This is a genomic window from Glutamicibacter sp. M10, from assembly GCF_025452055.1.
Taxonomy (GTDB): Bacteria; Actinomycetota; Actinomycetes; order Actinomycetales; family Micrococcaceae; genus Glutamicibacter.
On sequence record NZ_CP104918.1, the window covers coordinates 1,154,473 to 1,179,190 of the forward strand.

General features: G+C 55.3%; 20 protein-coding genes and 1 pseudogene. 8 read left to right on the plus strand and 13 right to left on the minus strand.

Annotated features, from left to right (window positions below):
• The first annotated feature begins 96 nt into the window (after positions 1–96).
• On the plus strand, positions 97–3,336 hold the full coding sequence (locus N6V40_RS05635) for a DEAD/DEAH box helicase (RefSeq protein ID WP_262199341.1): 3,240 nt from the start codon (positions 97–99) through the stop codon (positions 3,334–3,336).
• Positions 3,337–3,351: 15 nt separating this feature from the next.
• Here N6V40_RS05635 and N6V40_RS05640 read toward each other — a convergent pair whose 3' ends face one another.
• The 3 genes from N6V40_RS05640 to N6V40_RS05650 form a co-directional block, all read right to left on the minus strand.
• On the minus strand, positions 3,352–3,795 hold the full coding sequence (locus N6V40_RS05640) for a MarR family winged helix-turn-helix transcriptional regulator (protein ID WP_131089165.1): 444 nt from the start codon (positions 3,793–3,795) through the stop codon (positions 3,352–3,354).
• Between the two features lie 10 nt (positions 3,796–3,805).
• Positions 3,806–4,606, minus strand: a complete 801-nt coding sequence (locus N6V40_RS05645; RefSeq protein ID WP_262199342.1) for an NAD(P)-dependent oxidoreductase — start codon at positions 4,604–4,606, stop codon at positions 3,806–3,808.
• Between the two features lie 196 nt (positions 4,607–4,802).
• The gene (locus N6V40_RS05650) at positions 4,803–6,125 is read right to left on the minus strand and encodes an enolase C-terminal domain-like protein (RefSeq protein ID WP_262199343.1); all 1,323 of its coding nucleotides are present in this window, start codon (positions 6,123–6,125) and stop codon (positions 4,803–4,805) included.
• A 101-nt stretch (positions 6,126–6,226) separates the two neighbouring features.
• On the opposite strand from N6V40_RS05650, the gene N6V40_RS05655 reads away from it, so the two are divergent.
• Positions 6,227–7,180 (plus strand): LysR family transcriptional regulator, encoded by a 954-nt coding sequence (locus N6V40_RS05655; protein WP_131089162.1) that lies wholly within the window; start codon positions 6,227–6,229, stop codon positions 7,178–7,180.
• 31 nt (positions 7,181–7,211) lie between these two features.
• Here N6V40_RS05655 and N6V40_RS05660 read toward each other — a convergent pair whose 3' ends face one another.
• The 6 genes from N6V40_RS05660 to N6V40_RS05685 form a co-directional block, all read right to left on the minus strand.
• A complete protein-coding gene (locus N6V40_RS05660; RefSeq protein WP_262199344.1) occupies positions 7,212–8,141 on the minus strand; it encodes an AEC family transporter in 930 nt (309 codons plus the stop codon).
• Between the two features lie 17 nt (positions 8,142–8,158).
• A complete protein-coding gene (locus N6V40_RS05665; protein ID WP_262199345.1) occupies positions 8,159–9,100 on the minus strand; it encodes an AEC family transporter in 942 nt (313 codons plus the stop codon).
• 127 nt (positions 9,101–9,227) lie between these two features.
• Positions 9,228–10,556: an enolase C-terminal domain-like protein gene (locus tag N6V40_RS05670; RefSeq protein WP_262199346.1), complete on the minus strand. Its 1,329-nt coding sequence runs from the start codon at positions 10,554–10,556 to the stop codon at positions 9,228–9,230.
• Between the two features lie 3 nt (positions 10,557–10,559).
• Positions 10,560–12,161: an aldehyde dehydrogenase (NADP(+)) gene (locus N6V40_RS05675; RefSeq protein WP_262199347.1), complete on the minus strand. Its 1,602-nt coding sequence runs from the start codon at positions 12,159–12,161 to the stop codon at positions 10,560–10,562.
• 39 nt (positions 12,162–12,200) lie between these two features.
• Positions 12,201–13,139: a 5-dehydro-4-deoxyglucarate dehydratase gene (gene kdgD / locus N6V40_RS05680; protein WP_262199348.1), complete on the minus strand. Its 939-nt coding sequence runs from the start codon at positions 13,137–13,139 to the stop codon at positions 12,201–12,203.
• 132 nt (positions 13,140–13,271) lie between these two features.
• Entirely contained in the window at positions 13,272–14,171 is a 900-nt protein-coding gene (locus tag N6V40_RS05685) for a LysR family transcriptional regulator (protein ID WP_262199349.1), read from the minus strand.
• A gap of 150 nt (positions 14,172–14,321) precedes the next feature.
• Here N6V40_RS05685 and N6V40_RS05690 point away from each other — a divergent pair, with 150 nt between their 5' ends.
• The 5 genes from N6V40_RS05690 to N6V40_RS05710 all read left to right on the plus strand — a co-directional run bounded on the left by N6V40_RS05690 (position 14,322) and on the right by N6V40_RS05710 (position 19,676).
• The gene (locus tag N6V40_RS05690) at positions 14,322–15,323 is read left to right on the plus strand and encodes a Bug family tripartite tricarboxylate transporter substrate binding protein (RefSeq protein WP_131089155.1); all 1,002 of its coding nucleotides are present in this window, start codon (positions 14,322–14,324) and stop codon (positions 15,321–15,323) included.
• 42 nt (positions 15,324–15,365) lie between these two features.
• Positions 15,366–15,947 carry a tripartite tricarboxylate transporter TctB family protein gene (locus tag N6V40_RS05695; protein WP_262199350.1) on the plus strand — a complete coding sequence of 194 codons (582 nt, stop codon included), beginning with the start codon at positions 15,366–15,368 and terminating at the stop codon, positions 15,945–15,947.
• 21 nt (positions 15,948–15,968) lie between these two features.
• Positions 15,969–17,504 carry a tripartite tricarboxylate transporter permease gene (locus N6V40_RS05700; RefSeq protein WP_262199351.1) on the plus strand — a complete coding sequence of 512 codons (1,536 nt, stop codon included), beginning with the start codon at positions 15,969–15,971 and terminating at the stop codon, positions 17,502–17,504.
• The gene (locus N6V40_RS05705) at positions 17,501–17,893 is read left to right on the plus strand and encodes a universal stress protein (protein ID WP_131089152.1); all 393 of its coding nucleotides are present in this window, start codon (positions 17,501–17,503) and stop codon (positions 17,891–17,893) included. The genes N6V40_RS05700 and N6V40_RS05705 overlap by 4 nt, the downstream gene beginning before the upstream one ends.
• A gap of 424 nt (positions 17,894–18,317) precedes the next feature.
• Positions 18,318–19,676 (plus strand): gluconate:H+ symporter, encoded by a 1,359-nt coding sequence (locus N6V40_RS05710; RefSeq protein WP_262199352.1) that lies wholly within the window; start codon positions 18,318–18,320, stop codon positions 19,674–19,676.
• Positions 19,677–19,784: 108 nt separating this feature from the next.
• On the opposite strand, the gene N6V40_RS05715 is transcribed toward N6V40_RS05710, so the two are convergent.
• The 4 genes and pseudogenes from N6V40_RS05715 to N6V40_RS05730 form a co-directional block, all read right to left on the minus strand.
• Complete coding sequence (locus tag N6V40_RS05715; protein ID WP_262199353.1) at positions 19,785–20,471, minus strand: FadR/GntR family transcriptional regulator; 687 nt, start codon at positions 20,469–20,471, stop codon at positions 19,785–19,787.
• A gap of 68 nt (positions 20,472–20,539) precedes the next feature.
• On the minus strand, positions 20,540–21,673 hold the full coding sequence (locus N6V40_RS05720; RefSeq protein ID WP_131089149.1) for an L-talarate/galactarate dehydratase: 1,134 nt from the start codon (positions 21,671–21,673) through the stop codon (positions 20,540–20,542).
• A 197-nt stretch (positions 21,674–21,870) separates the two neighbouring features.
• Positions 21,871–22,425 (minus strand): NAD(P)-dependent oxidoreductase, encoded by a 555-nt coding sequence (locus N6V40_RS05725; RefSeq protein WP_262199354.1) that lies wholly within the window; start codon positions 22,423–22,425, stop codon positions 21,871–21,873.
• Positions 22,350–22,862: pseudogene (locus N6V40_RS05730) on the minus strand (2-hydroxyacid dehydrogenase); the annotation flags it as partial. The gene N6V40_RS05725 and the pseudogene N6V40_RS05730, both read right to left, overlap by 76 nt.
• Positions 22,863–23,136: 274 nt before the next feature.
• Here N6V40_RS05730 and N6V40_RS05735 point away from each other — a divergent pair.
• Positions 23,137–24,708, plus strand: coding sequence for an ABC transporter substrate-binding protein (locus N6V40_RS05735; protein ID WP_262199355.1), 1,572 nt, complete (start codon positions 23,137–23,139; stop codon positions 24,706–24,708).
• Positions 24,709–24,718 lie beyond the last annotated feature (10 nt).

The window sequence follows — 24,718 nt, forward strand, 5'->3', positions numbered from 1 at the left end:
CTTGAGTACCGCTGCGAGTAAAGCATTCGCTTAACTTTTCGTCATTACGAAGCTGTCGGTAACCGTCGATAGGATGGAGGGTAGCAACCGGCTCTATTGCGTACACAACGATTGGCGGATATGGAATACCAGCTGACTATCAAAAACTTGGACTTGGTACTGGACCAGGACACGTTGGAGATTGGTGCGTTCTACTATCAGTCGGGAAAGGTCTCGCACGTTGAACGCCACGTTGAAGCCGGTCTTACTCAAGTGCGCGGACAGGTGCTCGGCGCGCAGGTGAACGCAACCTTCCGATTTGAAGCGCAAGGGATTTCATTTGAAGGTGGTTGCAGCAAACACCCCACCAGTACTCGCTGCGAAGAAGTCGCCGCGTTATTGATTGAAACCATTAACGAAGATGATGAGCCTCTGTACGTTACCGACGGTGCGGGGCGGCCGCATGACTGGCAACGTCAAGCGGTGCCGCAGTGGGAACGTAGTCTTAACCGCCTATTGCCCGTCATCGATGATGAACCGGACGTCGCCCAAGAGCCGCTGGGCCTCATTCTAAAAATCGTTAGCGAACCACGCTACGGTAGCGATGATGCCCTGACCCTTCAGGCTCGCCCGGCGCGACAAGGTACCAAGAGCCCATGGATTCAGACCGGAGTAAGCTGGAAGTCTGTGGCCTTTGACAAGCGGTTCTCCAAAGAACAGCGCCGTGCCATGAGCGAACTAGACCAGCTACGAGAGCAGGCTGAAAAGCAAAAATACGGCTATGTCTGGGATGTTAAAGACTGGATCTCGTTAATGGATCTACCGGGCAAAGATTTGCTCGAAGCCTTCACCGCGCTGCAAGCAGCCGGAGTGCAGATCATCAACGGAAGTAGCAACGCCAAGCCCGCTGTGACCTTCAGCCCTGAGCCGGCCAATGCTTTTGTAGATCTGCGCCGGGGTGAAGATGGCTTGACCATGGAAGGGTTCATTTCCGCGCCTGATCCACAAGATTCACATGTACTCCCTGTCGGAAATCCACCGACTTTTTTGGTGTACTCGGCTAAGCCGTTGACCAAGGCCAAAGACTGGGGACTGGCAGAATTTGCTGAGCCTGTTTCAGCGGAACTTGCCTCTTTTATTGCTTCTGGAGTTCAGTTCGTTCCAGCAGTAGATGTTCCGCGTTTTGAGGAAAAACATCTTGAACGCATGCGCCACTTGGCCCCGCTGAAAAGCGTTGACGTTAGCTATAAAATTCCTGCCCCTGCTCGTCCCGTCCTGCGGCTGGCTGTATCTAGCAGCCCAGAAGTTGTCGCCCTGCGCTATTCGTGGAAGTACCCGTCCAAGGCGCCACGGCAACGTGGCATCGAGAAGGAAATCCTAGCCTCGATCAAGGACAAGCTTGGCGACGACGCTGCCTTGGGACCAGCGAACTCTTCGGGCATTTTTGAAGATCAAGACCTGAGCATGTCTCAGTCCATCGACTTCTTGGTTTATACCCTTCCGCTGCTCGAAGAGCACCCGGACGTATTAATCGAAGCGCAAAACCGTCTGCCAAAGTACCAAATTAATGACGCGCCAGCCACCGTTGCCGTTGAAGCTGGAGAAAGCACCGGAGACTGGTTCGACCTTTCGATTGAAGTCACGATTGATGAGGTCAAGGTACCTTTCCCTCAACTACTCGCAGCGCTGACTCGGCATGAGGACTACCTTGTCTTAGATGATCTGACTGTCATTCCCATCGCCGGTGCTGACTTTGCTCAGCTACGTCAACTGGTTAATGAAGCTGGGGAACTGGGCACAGTTGAAGGCGATACGATTCGCATCCACAAGCTGAGCATCGACTGGTGGCAAGAATTGCTGGACTTGGGCATCATTGAAGCTCAGCACAACGCCTGGCTAGAAACCATGAACGAGCTGACCAGTGGCGAGGAACTTGCGCCCGTAGCTCTGCCAGAAAGTTTCAAAGCGAATTTGCGCCCGTACCAGGAGCAGGGACTGGCCTGGCTGAATTTCTTGCGTACCCACTCACTGGGTGGAGTGCTCGCAGATGACATGGGCTTGGGTAAAACCGTCCAGTTGCTGGCCTGTCTGGAACAAGCTCGCACGGAAAACCCTGATCAAAAGTTCTTGGTTCTTGCCCCGACCTCGGTGGTGGGTAACTGGATCAATGAAGCGCAGCGTTTCGCGCCGAACCTTCGTACGCGGGGGATTAGCTCCACGTCAAAAAAGGCCGGGCAGAGCATCAAGGATCAGTTGGGTGACGCGCAGCTGATTGTCACTAGCTACACGATCTTCCGACTGTCCTATGAAGAGTTTGAAGCTGCCGGATTCTCCGTGATGATCATGGATGAAGCGCAACAGCTGAAGAACCACACCTCAAAGGGCTATAAGCAAGCGCGCCAGTTGCCGGTGCCTTGTAAGTTCGTTGTCACTGGTACGCCGATGGAAAATAATCTCCTTGAGCTGTGGGCTCTGGTTTCCTTGGCTGCCCCTGGACTGTTGGGCGGACAGAAGGCCTTCAAGGATATTTATCAGAAGCAGATTTCCGACGGTGATAAAGAAAGACTCGATCGTCTTAAGAGCCGGTTGCGTCCATTTGTACTTCGACGCACCAAGGAACAGGTGGTTCCGGAACTTCCAGCAAAAACCGAACAGATTCTGGAAGTTGAGCTGGAACCAAGTCACCGTAAGGCCTATGACCGTCGCTTCCAGCGGGTACGACAAGAAGTGCTCGGATTGGTTGATGACGTAGATTCCAACCGTTTCAAGATTTTGCAGTCGCTCACGTTGCTACGCCAACTGGCCTTAGATCCGTCCTTGGTCGGTGAAGGTGACGGCCCGAGCGCCAAGCTTGAGCTACTACGAGAACTGATGGCCGACGCAGTGGCTGAAGGACACAAGATCTTGGTCTTCAGCCAGTTCACCAGCTTCTTGACCAAGGCGCGGGACGTTGCCGTATCGCTAGATATTGAGCACGGTTACCTAGATGGTTCCACTAGTGGAATCAAGCGAAAAGAAATGATCGATGGGTTCAGCAATGGGGACTTCCCGGTCTTCTTCATCTCGTTGAAGTCCGGCGGTTTTGGTATCAACCTCACCGCTGCTGATTACTGCATCTTGTTGGATCCTTGGTGGAATCCGGCAGCGGAAGCTCAGGCCATTGACCGTGCACACCGCATTGGTCAGGAACGGCCGGTTTACGTGTATCGTCTGGTCGCCAAGGACACCATCGAGTCCAAGGTGCTGGCCTTACAAGCCAAAAAGACGCAGCTGTTTAATGACGTTTTGGGTGACGAATCGGAGGCTGGTCAGCAGTCTGCCTTGAGCGCTGATGACTTCTTAGCTTTGATGCAGTAGCTTGAATCGTTGTCTTTAGGTCAGCTCTTCGAAACTGATGTTCAGTCGGTGCAACAGCTGTCCAAAGTTTTGTAGTTCGCTAGCTTCCCATTCGGTGAGCTGGCGGCGCAGTTCCTGACGCAGGGTGTTTCCGCTGTCGCGCCACTTGTCTCTAGCCAGTGCCGTGGCAGAGACCAGTTGAGCGCGGCCGTCAGAGGGATCCTGGGTTCGGTTCACTAGGCCCAAGGACTCTAGCTGCTGAACCAGTCGAGAAATAGTTGCCTTATCTAGACGAAGCTTCTCGGCCAAAGCGCCCTGTTGCTGAGCATCTTCGCGGATGACAAGTCCGAGCAGGCGGTAACCAGGCGCTTGCAAGTCCGGGTGGACCGCTTTTGCGCGGCGAACGATCATATCTCGTGCGTGCAAAAGTATGGCAGTGAACTCATCTTCAACCGTCTGCAACAGCGTTTCATCTTGCATAGTCACTATTCTAGGGAGTCGAGGCCACCTCAGGAGAAATTAGTCCTTTGCGCTGTTCAGCTACCGAGGCAAAGCCATTGATATTGGAGCAGATTTCCTTCACCCGTGAAAGAAAAGTTTCTCGCGAGTGCCCCGAATAATGTGGTGTGGCAATGACCAATGGATGTGCAGCCAACCGTTGGGTTAGCGCGGGCGCAACGGTGCCTGTCGGAGCGTCCCACCAGACGTCTATTGCTGCTCCGCCAATGAGCTGTTGATCTAATACGTCAATGAGCGCTGGCGCGTTCACTATCGGTCCACGCGCAACATTGACCAACAGTGCGTCACTACGCATCATCGAGAGTTCAGTAGCGCCGATAAGATCTCTTGTTGCATCAGTCAGTGGTAGGCAAAGAACCACCACATCGCTGCATTCAAGAAGTTCGGGCAGATGCTCCATGGATTTCACCCAGTGAAGATTTTGGTTATCAGTTGAAGGCTCGCTCGGGTTTCGGCGCACCGCTACCGCTTTGGCCCCCAGGGCTGTGACTGCCGAGAGGGTGTGTTGGCCAATTGCCCCCATTCCAATGAATCCCACGGTTAGGTCCTTGACGGTACGGAACAGGGAAATGTTGGGATCTGTTGCGAGAGTGCGCCAGGTGCCCTCGGTCAATTCACGGGTGATGCTGAGCAGGCGCCGTTCGTGGGCGAGGATGGCCATCACTACGTATTCTGCGATGGAACGTTCGTGGTGGGAGGTCGTCGCAACTTGGGTGGACTCGGGCAGGTACTTCAGCGCCACGCGGTCAGTGCCGGCTCCGGTGACATGCACTAGACCGGCTGTACAGCGTTGTGCGTCTTGGTCGGAAAGTCTTGCGCACACCAAAACGTCCGCCTCGGCGATCTGCCTTGACTGTTCGTGGGGGCAAGCGATGCAACAAACTTCCAGGTGTGTCTGGTGCCCAACTGACGGAAAAGGGATTCAAAGCGGCTGACGATGGGGTCGGTCACCACGATCTGTAGTGGCCTTACCATCGTGGACTCTTCAGCTCATAGGTGGGATCGATGGACTGCATGTAGCTGGTATCGTCACGTTGCTTCAGCCCACAGTCAAGGTATTGCTGATGCATCCGCTCAAGGGCTTGCGTATCGAGTTCCACGCCCAGTCCAGGACCGGTTGGAACTTGGACCTTACCGTCTTGAATCGTCAGTGTTCCGGCCACGATGACATCGTCTTCCTCGAGTTTCCAAGGCCAGTGGGTATCGCAGGCGTAGTCAATATTCTCGGTGGCCGCCGCTAACTGAATCATGGCCGCGAAGCTGATCCCTAAATGAGAATTCGAGTGCATCGAAAGGCTCAGACCAAAGGTCTCTGCGATGCCGGAAAGTAGTTTGGACCGGCTCAAGCCGCCCCAGAAGTGATGATCGGACAGGACGATGTCTATAGCTTGCGCTTTGATGGCTGGCTGAAGATCAGCAAAAGAGACCACGCACATGTTGGTGGCGATTGGCAGGTTGATGGCTGCGCGCACGGCAGCATTATCGGCAATCCTCAGGCAAGGATCTTCCAAGTACTGCAGGGATGCTTCCAAACGGTGCCCGACTTCTATTGCCGTTGGCACGCTCCACACACCATTGGGGTCTAAACGCAGTGGGATGTCGGGAAACTCTTGGTGTAACGCCTCGATGGCGGCAGCTTCTTGGTCCGGCGGGAAGACCCCACCCTTGAGTTTCAATGCCTTGAATCCGTAGTCAGTGACCATCTTGCGGGCTTGGGCCACGATCCCTGCAGGGTCTATGGCCTCGCCCCACTTGTCGCTTTCACGTCCGGGATGATTTGCCCACTTGTAAAAGAGATAGCCACTGAAATCAACGTATTCGCGTATTGCGCCGCCGAGCAACGTGCTGACCGGTACTCCCAGGACCTTGCCTTGGATATCGAGGCACGCAACGTTGAATGCGGACAGTACTCGGTCATCTAACGAGGTCGTTGTGACCATGCCTCCGGTGCCGTGTCCGCCTTGTCCGTTGTCCTGCACTAGAGACTCAGAGACGAGTCGTGAGATGAGATTCAGATTAAACGGGTCGGCACCTTTCAGAGCAGAAGCTGCTCGACGTAGCCGCGCGACGTGGGCCTCGTCGCCGTAGGTTTCACCTAGCCCGTAGTGTCCTGTATTTGTATGCACCACCACGATTGCTCGCAACGCAAACGGTTCGTGTACTCCCACGGAATTAAGCAAGGGCGGATCCGCGAAAGCGACGGGAGTGACTTCAATTCTTTCCACTCGGCATGATGTTGATTCGCTCTGCGGCGATTGGCTAGAGACTTGCTGCGTCGTTGCATCCAGCATGGCGGGCTCCCTTGGTCGTGTAGGTCTAGACTCACCATAGAAGCCGTTATTGATACCTGTCCAAGCTAATTTATGCAATCAACGATTCAAGGAGAGCATTGATGTTTTCGCTCATTCAACTGGAGTCCTTCGTCGCTGTTGCTGAAGAACTCCACTTCGGTGCTGCCGCTGAACGACTCAACATGACTCAGCCGCCGCTGAGCCGACAGATCCAATTGCTGGAACGTGAATTATCCGCCAAGCTCTTCACCCGCACCTCGCGCAATGTGCAACTAACCGCTGCTGGCGAGGTGCTGCTCCCCAATGCCCGCAGACTTTTGGAGTTGAGCCGACGCACCAGCATGGAAGTCTCCCGTGTGTCTACCGGGGACTCTGGAACGGTGATCGTTGGTTACACCTCAGTGGCTGGCCAATCTGTTCTGCCGGCCTTACTGTCTACCGCTGCCCGTCATCTGCCGGATGTCACGCTGGTTCTGCGAGAAGCCGTTTCCATTGACCAACTCGACGCGTTGAGCAGCGGAAATATTGATGTTGGTCTATTGCGCCCAGTCGTCAATCGGGGAGGAGTGCAATCATGTCTGGTGAAAAAGGACCGACTGGTGGTGACTCTTCCAGCAGGACACTATTTGGCCACCGGCAAGGGTGTCTTGATCAAAGAATTGGTGGGGCTCCCACTGATGATGTATTCAACCAATGAAGCTAGGTACTTTTACGATCTGGTGATTCGGCTCTTCGATTCCGTGGGAAGCAAACCAACCATTACCCAAATTGCCAGCCAGATTCCTGCGCTCATGGCTTTGGTTGCCGTGGGGCTCGGGGTGTCGTTGGTGCCGGCCAGCGCCATGGACTTTGCGCCACCTGGAGTGGTTTTTGAAGAACTAACTAGCCCTGACGGACTACAAAATTTGAACCATTCTGACATCTTTATTGCTTGGGAAGAAGGTTCGGTGAATCCGGCTGCGCAACGACTACGCGAAGTCTTTATTGACTCTCTGGAAAATGTTGAAGGAACAGCGATTCCCGACAAGACTGCTTCAACCGATCGGCCTGAGTAGGCCAAAGCTGTGTTGCCGGGTCATTGGTGAATTAGTGGTGCAACAAACCAGCAAAGGCCAACATGACCGGAATACCTAGAATCGTGGTGACCAGAACGGTGTCCTTGGCAATGGTAATTCCGGCGTTGTAGCGATCAGCGTTGACAAAAATATTCTGCGCGGTAGGCAGTGCCGCCATGATAATCGCGATGTATTGACCGGTGGCGTCGAGCCTGAACAACCAGGCTGCCAGAACCCAAGCTAGGAGTGGGTGAACAACCAGCTTGAGTGCTGTTGCCACCCATACTTCGGTTCGGCGTTGTGTTGCCTTTTGCAATGGTTTAGAGCCCACCAGAGAAATGCCGAAGCCAAGAAGCATGGCCGGAATCGAAGCTCCGGCAAGCAGTTCTATGGGTGTCAGCAACAACTGTGGTGGCATCCAATGGAAGATGGAACAAGCCAACCCGGCTGCCGAAGCAATAATCATCGGGTTTGATAGCGTGCGAATCAGGAGGCTTCGCGCACCGGCTTCCCGGTTGCTTGTAGCCTTTTCCATCATCGACAGTGACACCGGAGTCATGATGGCCATCTGAAACAGGGCCACGGGTGCAGCGATAGAGATATCCCCCAACGCATAGAGCGCGATGGGCAGGCCTAGGTTTCCGGCATTCACCGTGGAAGCGGCCATGGAGCCGATTGTTCGTTCTGCAGCAGAGCGTTTAAAGAGCCACCGCGAGAGAAAATGGAAAAGTACAAACACAACGCTGGACGAAATTCCGGCGATAAACAGCTGAGAGCCGAGGGCTTCTTGAGGATTGGCGCCGGCAATTGTGGTGAAAAGCAAAGCGGGCGAGGCAATGAAGAAGGTGAGACGATTGAGGATCATTCGCCCTTCAGGGCCGAAGACATTCTTCTTTCCAGCCCAATAGCCAATGCCAATAATGGCCCAGATACCGAAAAATCCCTCGAAGACACCAAACATGAGACGGGCTTGAACTCCTAGCTCAAAAGGAACGTTGCGAGCAATGCTACCGGGATGGATAAAAATGTACTGGCCAGAATCACTTCACGAGGAACCGTAGGTTTCAGTGAGAACTGCTGACTGAACAACAGAACGTTCTGCGCGGTGGGCAAAGCGGCCATGACAACTACACCCATGAGATCCGTTAACTCAAGACCAAAAACAAACCGACCCAAAGCCCAAGCAATGCACGGCATGAGCAACACTTTGAACGCGCTACCCAAAAAGACTTCAGGCCGTCCTTCCTTTTCAGCCAATGGCTTTTGCCCATACAAGGACATGCCAAAGGCCATCAGCAACAACGGAATGGAGGCATTACCGAGCATCTCCAAAGGTGCGTGCAACACTTCGGGAAGTCTGAGATGGATGAAAGAAAAGCAGGCACCAATGGCGGTTGCGACAGTCACCGGGTTAGCGATGGATTTCAAGACGGTTCGGCCCAGCGGAAGGTTCTGCGTATCCGGGTTCAGTTTGCGCGAGATCACCGCAAACATACACAGGTAGGCTGGCGCGATGATCAACAACTGAGCTATCAAGACGGAAACTGCAGGGGTAGTACTACCCACCGCATACAGCGCCAGGGGAATGCCGATGTTCCCGGCATTGACGTAACTGGTTGCCATGGCGGCCGCCGGGAGATGGCGGGCCGGAGTCTTGAGGAAAATTCTGGAGACCACCGCGAAGAGCGCACCGGTGAGCACGGCAGTCAACAGCGCTATAGGTGTGAACACACCCAGAACTAATCCAAGGTCGGCGTCTGCGAGCAAGATGAACATCAAGGCAGGGTTGGTGATGTAGTAGATCAGCGGGGTCAGCCCGTTGGAAATGGCTTGCCGCTTACTCGGGAGAAATTTTGCTGTCGCCAGACCTACCCCGATAAGGATTAGGACTATCGCGAACCCTTGCATCACGCCGTGCATATCTTCTCCTGCTTACACTTCTCTATGACTGCGTTGAGGCCTACCAACACCACAGTGGGGACAGCCGGGACAACATCAAATGTTGTTCCAACCGCCCCCATGGTCATCACTTATTCAGAGTCAATACTTAGCGAACCAACGCTGGGCTCTTGGAATCAAAGCTCCAGCCTGGAATCAGATATTGCATTGATACCGCGTCATCGCGTGATCCGAGTCCGTGCTGCAAATACAGCTCGTGAGCCTCGTTGACACGCGCTCGGTTCAGGGTGACCCCAAGACCGGACTGTTGCGGAACTTGGATTTCTCCGTCGCGAATCTGCAGTGGTTCTTCGGTCAGCTCTTGACCGTCCTGCCAGATCCAGTGGGTATCCAACGCCGTGATGTCTCCTGGCGCTGCAGCCCCGGCTTGGGTGAACATGGCCAAGGAAATATCAAAGTGGTTATTTGAGTGAGAACCCCACGTAAGCCCAAACTCGTCACACAATTGGGCAACCCGAACGGAACCGGACATGGTCCAGAAGTGCGGATCCGCCAGTGGAATATCCACGGCGTTGGTGCGCACTGCGTGGGACATTTCGCGCCAGTCGGTGGCAATCATGTTGGTAGCGGTCTGCAAGCCGGTGGCACGACGGAACTCGCTCATCACTTCGCGTCCCGAGAACCTGCCCTCAGGTCCACAAGGATCCTCAGCGTAAGCCACAACTCCGCGCATACGCTTGCCCAAACGGATAGCGTCTTCCAACAACCATCCGCCATTAGGATCCAAGGTAATACGCGCATCAGGGAATCGTTCCTTGAGCGCAATCACCGCATCCACTTCAGCGTCGCCTGCCTGGACACCGCCCTTGAGCTTGAAGTCTTTGAACCCGTAACGTTTCTGAGCGGCTTCAGCCAAGCGGACCACAGCTTCTGGTGTCATAGCCTCTTCGCGGCGAACCTTCTCCCAGTCATCCGCGCCATGAGGTTCGCGAAGATATGGAAGATCGGTGGCGTCGGGATTGCCCACGTAGAAGAGGTAGCCCAGCATTGGTACTGCTTCACGCTGCTGACCGTCACCCAGTAGCTCTGCTACCGGCACACCAAGGTGTTGTCCGTGCAGATCCAACAGCGCAGACTCAACGGCGGTAACTGCGTGGACCGTGGTGCGCAGATCAAAAGTTTGCGCTCCACGTCCACCCTTGTCGCGGTCTGCGAAACGGCTGGAAATCTGTCGCAGCAAGGAACGGTATTTGGCTACTGGTGCCCCATGGATGAGCTTTCCAGCTTCTTCAATAGTTGAGCGAATTGCTTCGCCTCCAGGTACTTCACCTAAACCGGTGCGTCCATCAGAGTCGGTGATGATGGCAATATTTCGGGTGAAAAAGGGGCCGTGGGCACCGGAAAGATTCAGCAACATCGAATCGTGGCCGGCGACCGGAATGACCTCTACCGAAGCAATAGTTGGTTGTGCACTCATAGATTATTCTCCTGCTAACTTCAGCGTGCCATCGATGCGACGATTCAGATTCCATGGATTCTCATCTGCCAAAGGCTGGGGCAAGAGCGAATCAGGGAAGTTCTGGTAAGCCACAGGACGCAAGAAGCGTTCGATTGCTAACGTGCCAACAGAAGTGGTCTGTGGGGCAGAGGTAGCCGGGAACGGACCGCCGTGGACCATCGCATCGCCAACTTCAACACCGGTAGGCCAGCCGTTGATCAAGATACGTCCAGCCTTGGTTTCCAAGACGGGAAGAGCTTGGGCAGCAACCGGATAATCCGACTCGTTGAGCTGCAAGGTCGCGGTGAGCTGGCCTTCGAGCTGCGAGAGCGTGCTAACCAATTCTTCAGCGCTGTTGTAGCGGATGACCAGCGAAGCTGCTCCGAAAATTTCTTCCTGAAGGACAGGATTGGTCAAAAGCTGTTCTACACCAGCAGCGAAGATGACCGGTCCAGGTGCATTTTCGCTGTCACCTTCGGCACCACGTCCGAGCAGTTCTACGCCGTCCTGCTTTTCAAGGGCAGAAACACCCTCGGTCCACGCGTTGTAGATCCCCTCGGTCAGCATGGTCTGGCCGGTGCTAGACGTAGTAGCTGGAGCAATAGCCTTTACAAAGGCGTCGCCTGCCGCACCCTGTGGAGCAAAGACCAAACCTGGAGCGGTGCAGAGCTGACCGGAGGACCCGGTGACGGATCCTAGGTACGCCTTGGCATGGCCTTCTGGATCTTCAGCCAAGGCACCTTCGAAGAAGATGACAGGGTTGATGGCGCTCATTTCTGCGTACACCGGAATCGGTTCAGGTCGTGCTGCTGCGGTGGCCATCAACGCGGTACCGCCGGAACGTGATCCGGTAAAGCCAACAGCCTTGATCACTGGATCAGCTACCAGCGCCTGACCGATGGAGGCTCCCGGACCATAGATCAAGGAGAAAACACCGGCGTGCAGGCCAGCGTCGGTGACCGCCTGGGTGATGGCGCGGCCAACAATTTCACTGGTGCCCGGATGAGCATTGTGCGCTTTGAAAACTACCGGGCAACCGGCAGCCAAAGCAGAAGCGGTGTCGCCACCGGCGGTGGAGAAGGCCAGCGGGAAGTTCGAGGCACCAAAGACGGCCACTGGACCCAGCGGGATCTTGCGCTGTCGAATATCTACGCGAGGCAATGGGGTTCGCTCTGGCAATGCTGGATCGATGCGCACACCACGGAAATCACCCTGGCGAACGACCTTTGCGAACAGACGCAGCTGGCCGGTGGTACGGCCGCGCTCGCCGTTCAGGCGCGCTGCGGGCAGGCCGGTTTCGGCCATGGCGCGTTCCACGAGCTCTTGACCGACAGCTTCGATGTTATCGGCGATGGCTTCGAGGAAAGCTGCATGCTTTTCTGGATCCAGAGCACGGAAGGAATCAAAGGCTTCGGCCGCCGCGGAGGTGGCAAGCTTCAGTTGCTCGGTATCGATCAGGCTGTAGCCCGGTTCTAGCGGCTGGTTGGTGGCAGGGTTAAAACCGTTAACGGTCCGTCCGGTGCCGGTAGTACTTTGACCTGCGAGAATCGACTGCCCGGTGAGTTGCTCGATGTTGGTAGTCATGGTGCTCCTTGCGATTCGAAAAATTGCCAGTTCAGTTTTTTACAGTGCGGCGCCGGCAGGAACGATGCCGGCCTTCTGGATCAGTGCCGAAAGATCCGCTAGATCAGCTTCAGTGAGGTCCTGCAGTGGTGGGCGCACCGAGCCGGAGTCGCGACCAATGGCCTTCAGGCCGCCCTTGACGATGGACACTCCGTAGCCCTTGACGCGGTCGCGGATATCCAAGTACGGCAGAACAAAACGGTTCAGCTTTTCGTTGATTGCCACACGGTCCTGCGCACGAACGTCCTTGTAGAAGTCCAGTGCAAATTCAGGAACGAAGTTGTACATGGCTGAGGAGTAGGTGCTCATTCCCAGCTGCAACAGTGGAAGTGCGAAAGTCTCTGCGGTAGGCAGGCCACCGAGGTAGAACAGGCGGTCACCGTTCTTCGCGTAGACCTTGGTGATCTGCTCAATGTCGCCCAATGCGTCCTTGAAGCCAATGAAGTTTTCGTGGTTATCTGCCAGTCGCGCCACGGTGTCTGCGGAGTAGACAGCGTTGGCACGGTTGTAAACAATCACGCCAGTTTTGGTCGAGGAGCAAATTTTGGAGACGTGCTGGTACAGGCCTTCCTGGTCACATTCGGTCAGGTAAGGAGGCAGGAGCAGCAGTCCCTCGGCGCCAGCAGCCTCGGCGTCCTGGGCGTTCTGGATGGCCTGCTTGGTTGATCCACCTGCCGAGGCAAGAACTGGAACACTGGAACCGGCTTCTTCAACGGCCATGCGAACAACCTTGGCTGATTCTTCCGGGGTCAAGGTGAAGCCTTCACCGGTGCCACCGGCTGCGAACAAGCCCGCCACATCGAAGCTGGACTGCCACGCTAGGTGCTTGCGGTAGTTGGCCTCATCGATTTCGAGGTTCTCATCAAAGGCGGTGACTGGGAATGAGAGCAGTCCGTCTTTGAGCTTGTTTGCAAGTTCGGAAGGTGTGTACTGAGCCATGGGGGTTTCCTTTGTGTTTTTCTTCCAACGTCCGTAGTCCGTAGGAATCAAGTAAGAGTTGAATTGCTATTACTCTCACCCTAGGAACACTCAGTGATGCATGTCCAAGCCCATATTTGTATTGTTTGATACCTACTCGGCATCATTGTCGTGCAAGCTTCCGCGAACTATGGAGACCAGTCGTTCCAGCGCGGGGTTTTTGGAAGTCCTACTCCAGATGGCGTGCAGCTGCACCGGGTCCTCGCGGACCTCGGGTAGGCGCAGATAACTCACGCCGGAAACGCCGAGAAGTTTGGCGCTCTCTGGAACAAAAGCGATTCCACGTCCGGCTGCGACCAAAGCGATCATGGTCAAAATCTGGCTCACGGTATGCCGCACGTTTTTATGCTCGATATCAATCATGCGCACAACGAGGTCATAAAAGTAGCGGGCCTTGGTAGGCGAATGCATGATCAGCGGTTCATCGCGTAGATCTTCAAAGGTGAGACTTCGATTCAGTTGAGCCAATGGATGATCCGATGGCACTGCCACTACCAAACCTTCCGAGAACAGCAGGGCAGACTCAAATAAGGTTTCGTCAAAGGGTGGGCGGGCTAGTCCAAGGTCTAGGTCGCCATCAAGTAATGCGACTACTTGTTCGCTGGTCACCATTTCAGATAGGTCCACATGAACCTGCGGCATCTGTGCCGAAATTTCCCCAAGCATTGGCCCGAGCAGGCTGAAGCCAGAAGCGGCGGTAAAGCCAATGCGCAGTTCGCCGAGTTGGCCAGCTGCGATCCTTCGCGCATTATCCGGAGCACGTTCGGCTGCGATGACCAGTCTTCGGGCGTCTTGCAAAAATGCCTGGCCCGCCACGGTGAGGGCGACCCTGCGGTTATCTCTTTCCAATAACTCGACGCCAACGGTGCGTTCCAGCTTCTGGATTTGGCGGCTCAACGGGGGCTGAGTCATGTTCAGCCTCTCGGCAGCGCGGCCGAAATGTAGTTCTTCTGCCACCGCAACAAAGCTTCTGGCCTGATCCAGAGTAAACATTCAATACCTTTCGGGAATCACTCCATGCACATTCAACCTTGGACATGCATCACTTCAAGTTTCTACGCTATACCCGAGACCAACAAGGTGACTCGCCTCACGTAAGGATTCAAAATTGGTCGCTCGCACTCAAACTCGCAGGAGAAAAACATGAAAAACCGTATGGCTCGTCGCACGCTACTTGCCCTTTCGTCCGCCGGTGTTGTGCTGGCACTCAGCGCTTGCGGTGGAAACGTTGGGGGAGGGAGCGCCGACTCGGCGCAATTCCCATCTGGCCCGGTCACCCTCACCGTAGGACAGGCTCCAGGCGGGTCTACGGATTTGATTGCCCGCGCTGCCGCTGAAGGAATGGCCGATTCCCTCGGTGTATCAATGCCAGTGGTCAACAAGCCAGGGGCCAACGGCGCATTGGCTACTAAAGAGGTAGCTGCTATGAAGGCAGATGGCCAGAACCTGGTCTTGCTCAACGCTTCACTGATCACCATCACGCCGCTGGCTGTTTCTGAAAACGAAACTGTTTCCCTTGATGACCTCGATGTTCTGATGGGACTTTCGCAGGACGACTACGTCATGGTTGCAAGCAAGGCCTCGGGCCTGAAGAACATTGACGACATCAAGAAGAGCGAGAAGAAACTGTCCTTCGGCACCACCGGGGTGGGAACCGGATCGCAGCTGGCCCAGGAGCTGTTGCTCGCTCAAGCTGATATCGAAGGCACCACCGTACCGTTCGACTCAGGATCACCGGCATTGACCGCAGTCATGGGTGACCAAGTCCAGGTATCAACCATTCAGCTGGGCGAAGCTAAGCCACAGATTGATGCTGGCACCGTGGTGCCAATTACGGTCTTCTCCAAGGAACGCAATGAGTTTCTGCCCGATGTTCCGACTGCTGTCGAATCCGGCTATGAAGTTCCAGTCTCGCAGTACCGTGCCATAGCGGCTCCTAAGGGCTTGAGTGATGAAGCAAAGGAGAAGTTGGTAGCTTCCATCAAGGACGCCACCGCAGCTGATAGCTACAAGTCCTTCAACAAAAAGAACCTGCTCAGCACCCACGAGATCAGCGGCGAAGAGGTTGTCTCGGAATGGACGGAGTTGGCAGAGACCTATAAGAAACTAACCGATGAGCACGAGATTTCCCTCGCTGGCAAGTAGCCGGTAGACACCGATAGGAAACTCGAAAGCGAGAATCTCAGGATGAAACTCATAGACGCGAAACACTCGCGGCAAGATTCAAAAGAGCAAGCTACCAGCGCGCAACCGGCAGAACAGGTTCAGGAAGCTGAGGCGCTCACACCAGATGAATTGGCAGCTCAGTGGGAAGCTGAAGCGGCTGAACCAGCGGGACCAATCGCAAATTTGCTCTCTTCGTTGGTAGTTTTGGGCCTGAGCATTGCTGGCATGGTGCTGTCCGTGGGTCTGGGCCTAGGTACACCAGCTGCGCCGGCGGCGGGCATGTGGCCCTTTGTCATTTCACTCATCGCAGCTGTCATGGCAGTCGCGCAAATAATTATTGGGCGCGCTGGTGGCAGAGACGGCGAGAAGTTCAGCGCAATGAGTTGGTACGCCGCAATCGGGTTCGCAACGCTGATCTTGATGGTTGTACTGATGCCAGTCATCGGCTTTGAAATCCCATCACTACTCCTGTGCTTCGTATGGATGCGATGGCTAGGCGGTGAACGCTGGAGGTCCGCAACGATCTACTCAATTCTGATCGTTGCAGCCTTCTACGCAATCTTCATCGCTGCCCTGGGCACAACGATCCCTCGACTCTTCTAAAGCACGCAAAGGCTGACTCGCATGGAATTCTTTGGACCAGTCCTAGACGGATTTAACGTCGTCCTGGACCCCACCAACCTTTTGTACTGTTTGCTGGGCGTTGTTGTTGGCATGCTCATTGGTGTGCTGCCGGGCCTGGGCCCGGCAGCTACAATCGCCATCTTGCTTCCCATGACCTACGGCGTTGAACCAGTCACCGCCATCATCATGTTGGCCGGAATTTTCTACGGTGCACAATACGGCGGAACCATTACCTCGGTACTGCTCCGCCTGCCCGGTGAAGCCAGCTCAGTGGTCACTGTCTTTGACGGTTACGTTATGGCTAAGCAGGGTAGAGCAGGGGCGGCCCTAGGTATCGCTGCCATTGGCTCATTCTTTGGCGCCACCGTCTCGATTATCGGTTTGACCTTTCTGGCGCCACTCGTTGCCAGCTTCGCTCTGGATTTCGGTCCGCCGGAATACACGGCTCTGGCGATGCTCGGCATCCTGCTGGTAGCAACGATCTCCGGCGGAACCAAAATCAAGGCAATCATCGCCGCTGCTGTTGGCTTGTTCCTGGCAACAATCGGTCGCGATGGATTTACTGGAGCCGAGCGTTTTACCTTCGGTAATCTCTCGCTGGCCGATGGCATCGACTTTGTTCCCATCGCCATGGGACTATTTGGTCTCGGCGAAATCCTATACAACCTTGAAGAACGCCATCGTGCAGCCACTGCGCCGGTGAAGGTTTCAAATGTTTGGCCGAAAGGCAAAGACATCAAGGAAGCATCCGGGGCCATCGGTCGTGGCTCAGTTCTCGGCTTCTTCCTCGGCATTCTTCCTGGTGGTGGGGCAACCATTGCTTCGCTAGCTTCCTATGCAATGGAGAAGAAGACCGCAAAGGATCCTTCGCGCTTTGGAAGGGGCGCCATTGAAGGCGTTGCTGGACCAGAATCGGCCAACAACGCCGCAGCTACCAGCTCATTCATTCCTCTGCTGACGCTGGGCATCCCGGCCAATGCGACGATGGCAATAATCTTTGGTGCACTGCTAATTCAGGGCATTACCCCTGGGCCGCAGCTGATCAATGATGATCCTCAGTTGTTCTGGGGCGTTGTGAATTCGATGTATATCGGCAATATTCTCTTGTTGATCATGTCGATTCCGCTCATTGGTGTATTCGTAAAAATCCTCCGTGTGCGCGCTGCAATCTTGGCTCCGATCACTGCCCTGATCACCATGCTTGGTGCATACACCATTCGAAATTCAATGTTTGACGTGTTGCTAGTCGTGCTCTTCGGTGCCATTGGTTATCTCATGAAAAAGTTTGGTTTTGAACCAGGTCCTCTGGTGTTGGCGTTCGTGCTCGGTAGCTTGCTCGAATCGAATCTTCGTCGGTCATTGCTTGTGCTTGAAGGCGACCCAACAGGATTCTTCACCCGTCCGATTTCGGCGACCCTGTTGGTGCTGTTTGTCTTCGTCGCCATTTGGCCAGTTATAAAGAGCGCAATTGATAAGCGAAAGACGAGCTCAACTACCAGTGCTGTAGTTGCAGACAAAGAAAAGGAAAACGCATGAGTATCATCGTCGGATACGTTCCCTCGAATGTAGGGGAAGCCGCCGTGGCTGCGGCGATCAAAGAAGCAAGTCTGCGCGATGAGCAGTTGCTCATCGTTAATTCCTCTCGCGAGGGATCGTTAGTAGACAAGAACACTGCTTCAGAAGAAGACCTGGCCCGTGTCTTGGACGCGGCACTTAGTGCTGGAGTCAAAGCACAGGTCATCGAGTCAACTTATCGCGATGATCTAACTGAAGAGTTCTTGGGGCTTGCTGACAAGCATCAGGTCTCGCTCATTGTCATTGGATTGCGCCAGCGTTCTCAGGTCGGCAAATTCATCATGGGATCCCAGGCTCAGCGGATCCTACTGCAGGCGGAGCACCCAGTTCTGGCCGTCAAAGCGTCATGACTCGTTAGGCGTAGTCAAAAGATATATTCGGCAGGTCGTGGGCTCTCGGTTGGAGAGTCCCGCGGCCTGCTTTTTTGCGTCAAAAACGAGGGCGACTAACTGTAGAGAAGATTCAAAAAGTATGGTGATGCTGATCACAAAACTGCGGAAAATTGGCGAGGGTGGAGGGCGAGTCGAACGGTAGGCGGAGGGGATTTCTTGGCTTATCTGCGCGGATTTCAGGAGCCGGCGACCTGAGTTCGAGTCGCACTGATGCCAGCTAGGTATCAATGAATGCGGTTCGAGTCTTGGACGGACAGAAATGAACTCACTAACGTGATTGGTGGCACATGGACTTATGCGCCAGCTCACTTTGTAGCACTGTGAACGCAGTCCATTCGATGCCCAGATTCTTTTCCTGCCCCTGCTCTAGATTGGAGCCTCAATGCCATTGCTCATCGTCGCGCTGGCTGTCGTTGTTCTGTTGATCCTTATGATGAGGTTCAAGCTCAACGGATTCATTTCCCTCATTCTTGTCGCCACACTTGTCGCATTCTGGGCGGTGGCTACTGACTCGCTCACCATCGACGGCGAGGCGGCCGGGATCGCAGATATCCCCGATATCATCGCGGACGGTTTGGGCGGGCAGCTTGGCGGAACGGCTATCGTCATTGGCATTGGCGCGATGATTGGCCGTGTCATGGGTGACGCAGGCGCAGCGCAACGCATTGCGAAAAAGATTCTCTCTGTTTTTGGAGAACGTGGTGTCCAGTGGGCCATGGTCATTTCGGCGATGCTGATCGGTGTCACCATGTTCTACGAAGTCGCGTTCGTGATTTTGGTACCGGTGGCATTTACCCTTGTTCGCGCCACCAAGGTCAATCTGTTGTGGGTGGGATTGCCTATGTCGATCTCGCTGTCGACAATGCATTCGTTCTTGCCACCGCACCCGGGTCCAACGGCCGTTGCGGGGCTATATAACGCTTCAGTAGGTCTGACTCTTGCGTACGGGCTGATGATCGCTATCCCGGTCGGTGTTGCCATCGCGATGACCTGGCCACGTCTGGCTTTCGTGAAGAAGATGAATCCGCAAATGCCCGCTGGTCTGTTGGCGGAAAAAGAATTCAAGGATGAAGAACTTCCGTCCACTGCGATGTCCTTTATCGTTGCTCTGCTTCCCATCGTGCTGATTGCCGGATCGGAAGTAGCGCGTATGACGCTGGAGATGAGTGAAAGCTTCAGCAATGTTTTGGAGCTTCTTGGTTCAGCTGAGATGGCCTTGCTGATCGCATTGATCGTCGCAATTTTCGCTTTTGGGCCGATGAGTAATCGCAGCATGAGCCAAGTTGCTAAATCCATGAGCGAGGCAGCCCGTGCGATGGCCATGATCCTCTTGGTTATTGGTGCCGGTGGTGCATTCAAGGAGGTTCTGGTCTCGGCGGGAATTGCCGACTACATTGCGGAAACGACGTCTGGGTGGGATCTTAGCCCGTTGGTCCTTGCGTGGCTCATTGCCGTGATTCTGCGTATTGCACTGGGCTCGGCAACTGTTGCTGTCTCGACCGCGGCCGGCATCGCCGCTCCACTGGTTGTGGCCACCGGGGCCTCGCCGGAGCTGATGGTCCTGGCTACGGCTTGTGGTTCCATTGCATTCAGTCACGTAAATGACCCGGGGTTCTGGATGTTCAAAGAATATTTCAACCTCAACGTGGGCCAAGCCATCGCGGTGCGCACTACCTACACCACCACGTTGGCGGTCTTGGGCCTGGGTGGGGTTCTGTTACTCAGCCAGTTCATTGCCTAAAAATGCAGAAACCCTTTGTGGCCTGTGCGGAGAACTCCGCACAGGCCACGAAGGGTTTGTCTATAACTGGGGCTGCCGCTGAAAGCAACGTGCTTTGCTCAGCTCGGCTTAGGCCTCAGCCTGTAGTCGCTTCACTGAATTTGCTAGGTGCAATCTCATGGCCGCAGAGGCCAACTGAGGGTTGCCCGATGCGATGGCTTCATGGATAGCGCGGTGCTCGGCTGCGACAGAATCTAACCTGTGGCTGTCGATAGAATCTGTGGCATCTAGTCGGCGACGAGGCATGGCAATCATGCCGGGGCCAAATGTTTGAACGGCTTGAGCAAAGTACGGATTGCCGGTGGCCCTAGCCACGGCAAGATGGAATTCATAATCGCAGCTCATGCTCACCGAGGCGTTGCCCAAGGAAGCTTCAAAACCCTGAAGCGCCGATTCCATTGCCGAGAGGTCTGACTCAGAAGCGCTAAGCGCCGCACTGGCCGCGGCTTCGGTTTCAAATCCCATGCGGAATTCGATCAGTTCTCGGCGTTCATCCAAGGTGCGTGGGATCAGTGGCCGAGTTTCAACCATGGCAGCAGGTGGGGGAGTCAGTGCAAAGCTACCGGCTCCGCGCCGAGTGTAGATCAGACCTTCAGCCTGCAGGCGCGTAATGGCTTCGCGCACCACGGTACGAGAAACACCATGGGAAGCGATCAACGTGTTTTCACTCGGAAGCTTTTCGCCAGCGACTATGTCTCCAGAGCTGATTCGTTCACGTAGGTGCTCTACCAACGAAGAGGCCAGATTGGGTTTCATGCTCTGCATCCTTAAGCATAAGCGCCGATCCCCGCCAGAGGCGGGCATCGGCGCTGGTGGAGGAGGAACTATGGGCGTCCGAATTCAACGGTGTCCGTGGTCCACGCGCGAGCTTGGTCGCTGAAGGTGAACCCGAGGCCTGGGCGGTTCGGGACCAGCATCCGACCGTCCTTGGTTTCCAGATGTTCGTTGAATAGTGGGTCCAACCAGTCGAAGTGCTCTACCCATGGCTCGCGTGGGTAAGCTGCCGCCAGATGAAGGTGGATCTCCATGGCGAAGTGAGGTGCCAAGTCCAGTCCGGCTTGATCGGCGAGCGTGGCTAAGCGCAGGAACTGGGTGATGCCACCAACGCGTGGAGCGTCCGGCTGGATGATGTCGCAGGCGCGGGCTTCGATCAAGCGTTCATGCTCAGCGACCGAGGCCAGCATCTCGCCGGTGGCGATGGGAGTGTCTAGGGCTGCGGCGAGAGCCGCATGTCCTTCAGCATCGTAAGCATCCAATGGTTCTTCGATCCAGACCAGATCAAACTGCTCTAGCTTGCGGCCCATGCGAAGTGCGGTGGCGCGGTCCCACTGCTGGTTGGCGTCGACCATGAGGGGCACGTCGGGGCCGATGTGTTCGCGCACGGCAGCGACACGACGCAAGTCCTCGGCACTGTCTGGCAGGCCGACCTTGATCTTGATGCCACCAATTCCTTCCTCGATGGACTGGCTGGCGCGTTCCTTGACCTCTTCGATTGAAGCGTTAAGGAAGCCGCCTGAGGTGTTGTAGGTGCGTACCGAGTCGCGGTGCGAGCCCAAGAACTTGGCCAGTGGAAGTCCGGCACGCTTGGACTTCAAATCGTAAAGTGCGATATCCAAGGCAGCTAGGGCCTGGGTGGCAACACCTGAGCGTCCAACGGAAGCGCCGGTCCAGAGTAGCTTGGTGTAGAGCTTGGCGATGTCGTTGGGGTCCTCGCCGATCATGGTTTCGGCGACTTCCTTGGCATGAGCGTACTGAGCTGGACCGCCAGCACGCTTGGAGTACGAGAACCCCATGCCTTCATGGCCCTGCTCGGTGGTGATTTCTGCGAAGAGGAAGACGACTTCGGTCATCGGCTTTTGGCGCCCGGTGAAGACCTTGGCATCTGAGATCGGGGTGGCCAGCGGCAGTCGTGCGGTGGAGAGCTTAACGTGGCGAATGGCGTCTGGGGTGTAAGTCATGAAATCTGTGCTCCGATGAACAGGGGTGAACATTGCTTTCAACTTATCGTATAAGTTGGCAACTTATCTCACAAGTGTTTTTTGCAGAGAAATATCTTTGATTTTTTCTACCCGGTAAATTGGCGCGCACGAGTACTAGCCCATCCGTATTTTCCGGATGGGCTAGTACTCGAAGGGATCTGTGGCGCGCTTCTTGGTTATGAAATTGGCGTAAGCAGCGAACGATCCGCAAGGTAGGAACGCAGGTTATCTAAAGTCAGTGCGGCCATATCGGCTCGTGTTTCGTTGGTCCCGCTACCAAGGTGGGGGAGCAGGATAACATTCTCTAATTCCAAAAGCTCTGCCGGCACATGTGGTTCGTTTTCAAAAACATCCAGCCCGGCGCCGGCGATTTTCCCAGTGCTCAGTGCGTCAATGAGGGCTGACTCGTCAATCACGGTTCCGCGGGCGATGTTGATGACAAAGCCTTGTGGTCCAACGGCGGATAAAACTTGGGCATCCACCAACTTGGCCGATTGTGCTCCTCCGGCCGCTGCCACAATAAGGACTTCAGTCTTGGCTGCGAGGTCAACTGCTGAGTGGTGGTAGGTGTAGTTCGAGTCGGGCTTCTGGTTGCGGTTGTGATAGTGGATTTCACACCCAAAGGCTTCCAGCCTGGTGGCAATGGCTTGGCCAATGCGCCCCAGCCCAAGGATGCCGACCTTCTTTCCGCTGGCGCGGGTGGCGAGGGAAAATTCTTGCCCGGAACCCATGAGCCATTGCGGACAAATCTCTCGGCTGCACCCAAGCTGCGCAGGGTGACCAGGTAGAGACCTAAGGCGGTGTCGGCAACACAATCATTGAGTACCTCGGGGGTGTTGCTGATCTTGATGCCACGAGCGATGGCCGTCTTGGTGTCCGTGGCGTCGTAGCCGACACCAAAGTTGATGATCGCCTCCAGCGCAGGTAATCGAGATAAAAGATCGGTGTCCACGCCAAAGCGTCCAGAGCAGACTGCCACGCGGATCTGCTCGCCGTGGGCCGTGAGGAACGCCTCGCGTTCCGGCTCGGTTTCCGGAAGAGCAAGGCTGGAGAAATCCTCGGACAAGCTTTGGGCCACAGTGGGATTTACTGGTCCAACGCGAAGGATCTGTTCGCCGGCGATGGGTGCGGTGACTTGTGGCGCGGACGCGCTGATATTCGTGGGCATAACTGCATCGTAGGGATCATGATCGATTCACGTCCAACACGCAAATTGGATAGATCAATGCTCTTGAGGCATGGATGCCCCGTAAGCCTTGGAATGTAGCGCAAGTCACACTTGGCCTACTGTGCGGTACGCACTCCCGTGCCTCATCAGGCGATTCTCTGCACGGCCCAAAGCCTTGACCGGGCCCATCGAGCGGTCAAAGCTGTGCTTACGAACTTCGGCGGAAAACCCGCCTGATCACCCTTGCTCATCGCACCGTCGCGAAGGAAACGCAATGCTCTTAGTAACTCCACGCTCCCGCCGCATCCCACTGGCCTTAGCCGCCTCTGCGCTACTTGGCACCACTGCACTGTCCGGTTGCTCGGTCGCCAACTCTGAAGATGCTGCCGGTGGGTCATCGGCACCCAGCGACACCCTGCGCGTTGTGCTCCAGCAGGAGCCACCTACCCTCGAAGCCTGCGAGTCCAACCTGACCAGTACCGGTGTGGTCATTCGTTCCACCATCACCGAACCACTGGTAGAAAGAAACCCAACCAGCGGTGAACTGGAGCCCAGGCTTGCTACCCAATGGTCCAGCAAAGATGATCAGACCTGGACGCTGAAGCTACGCGAGGGTGTGAAATTCCATGACGGATCTGACTTCAACGCAGATGACGCCATTGCCACCATCGACCGCGCGGTCAATTCCAAGCTCGGCTGCAACGTCGAAGGCTACGTCTTTGGCGACGATGACCTGAAACTCAAAAAAGTCGATGACTACACTATTGAAGTGACAGCAGCCAAGAAGGACCCGATCCTTCCATTGCGCCTGTCCTTCCTAGAAGTTGTCCCTAAAGAGACATCTACGACCGAAAAAGTACGCGAACCAATTGGCACCGGCCCCTACCAGATTGAAGACTGGCAGGCAGGGCAAAGCATTAATGTGGCAGCGTTCGCCGACTACTGGGGCGAGGCCCCTGCCTATTCCAAGGCCAACTATCAGTGGCGTTCGGAAGGTAGCGTCCGGGCAGCCATGATCACCTCGGGTGAAGCCGATATCGCAACAGGGCTAAGCCCAGAAGACAACATTGGGGATTTGGGAGTTTCCTACCCAAACAATGAAACCGTGGCTCTGCGCATGCACGCCGACACTGCACCATTTGATGACATCCGCATCCGTCGTGCGGTGAACTACGCGATCGATAAAGAATCGATTGTCGCTTCCCTCTACGCAGGTCGCGACAAGGCCGCGGCCCAGCTGGTACCTTCCGGAGTAGTTGGACACAGCGATGACTTGCCCGTCTGGGAATTCAACCTCGACAAGGCCAAGGAGCTAGTTGCGGAAGCCAAAGCTGATGGCACGGACGTGTCAGCTCCAATCAACTTGGTAGTTCGTACCGCACAGTTCCCCAAGATTCAGGAACTAGCTCAGGTGATCCAAGAACAGCTCACCCAAGCCGGACTCACCGTGAATTTGAAGATGCTTGAGACCAGCCAGCACCTGACCTACCAGGTTCGTCCATTCCCTACCAAGGATGATGGGGCCATCATGCTGATGACCCAGCACGGAAACCAAGCCGGTGACGCAGCCTTCACCGTGGATCAGTACATGACTTCCAAGGGCGCGCAGTCAGCCTTTGGTACCCCGGAACTGGACAAGCTCATTGCCCAGGCTGATGCCGCATCAGGTGATGACCGCCAAGCTGCCTTCGAAAAGGTCTTCAAGTACCAGAATGACGAAGTTGTTCAATTTGCTCACATCGCTCACCAGACCGGCATGCTCGGTATTTCCTCTTCGGTAGCTTACGAGCCGAATTCTTCCAGTGGAGACGAATTGCGTCTTGCTGAAGTCACTGCGGCAAAGTAACCAACGGCAA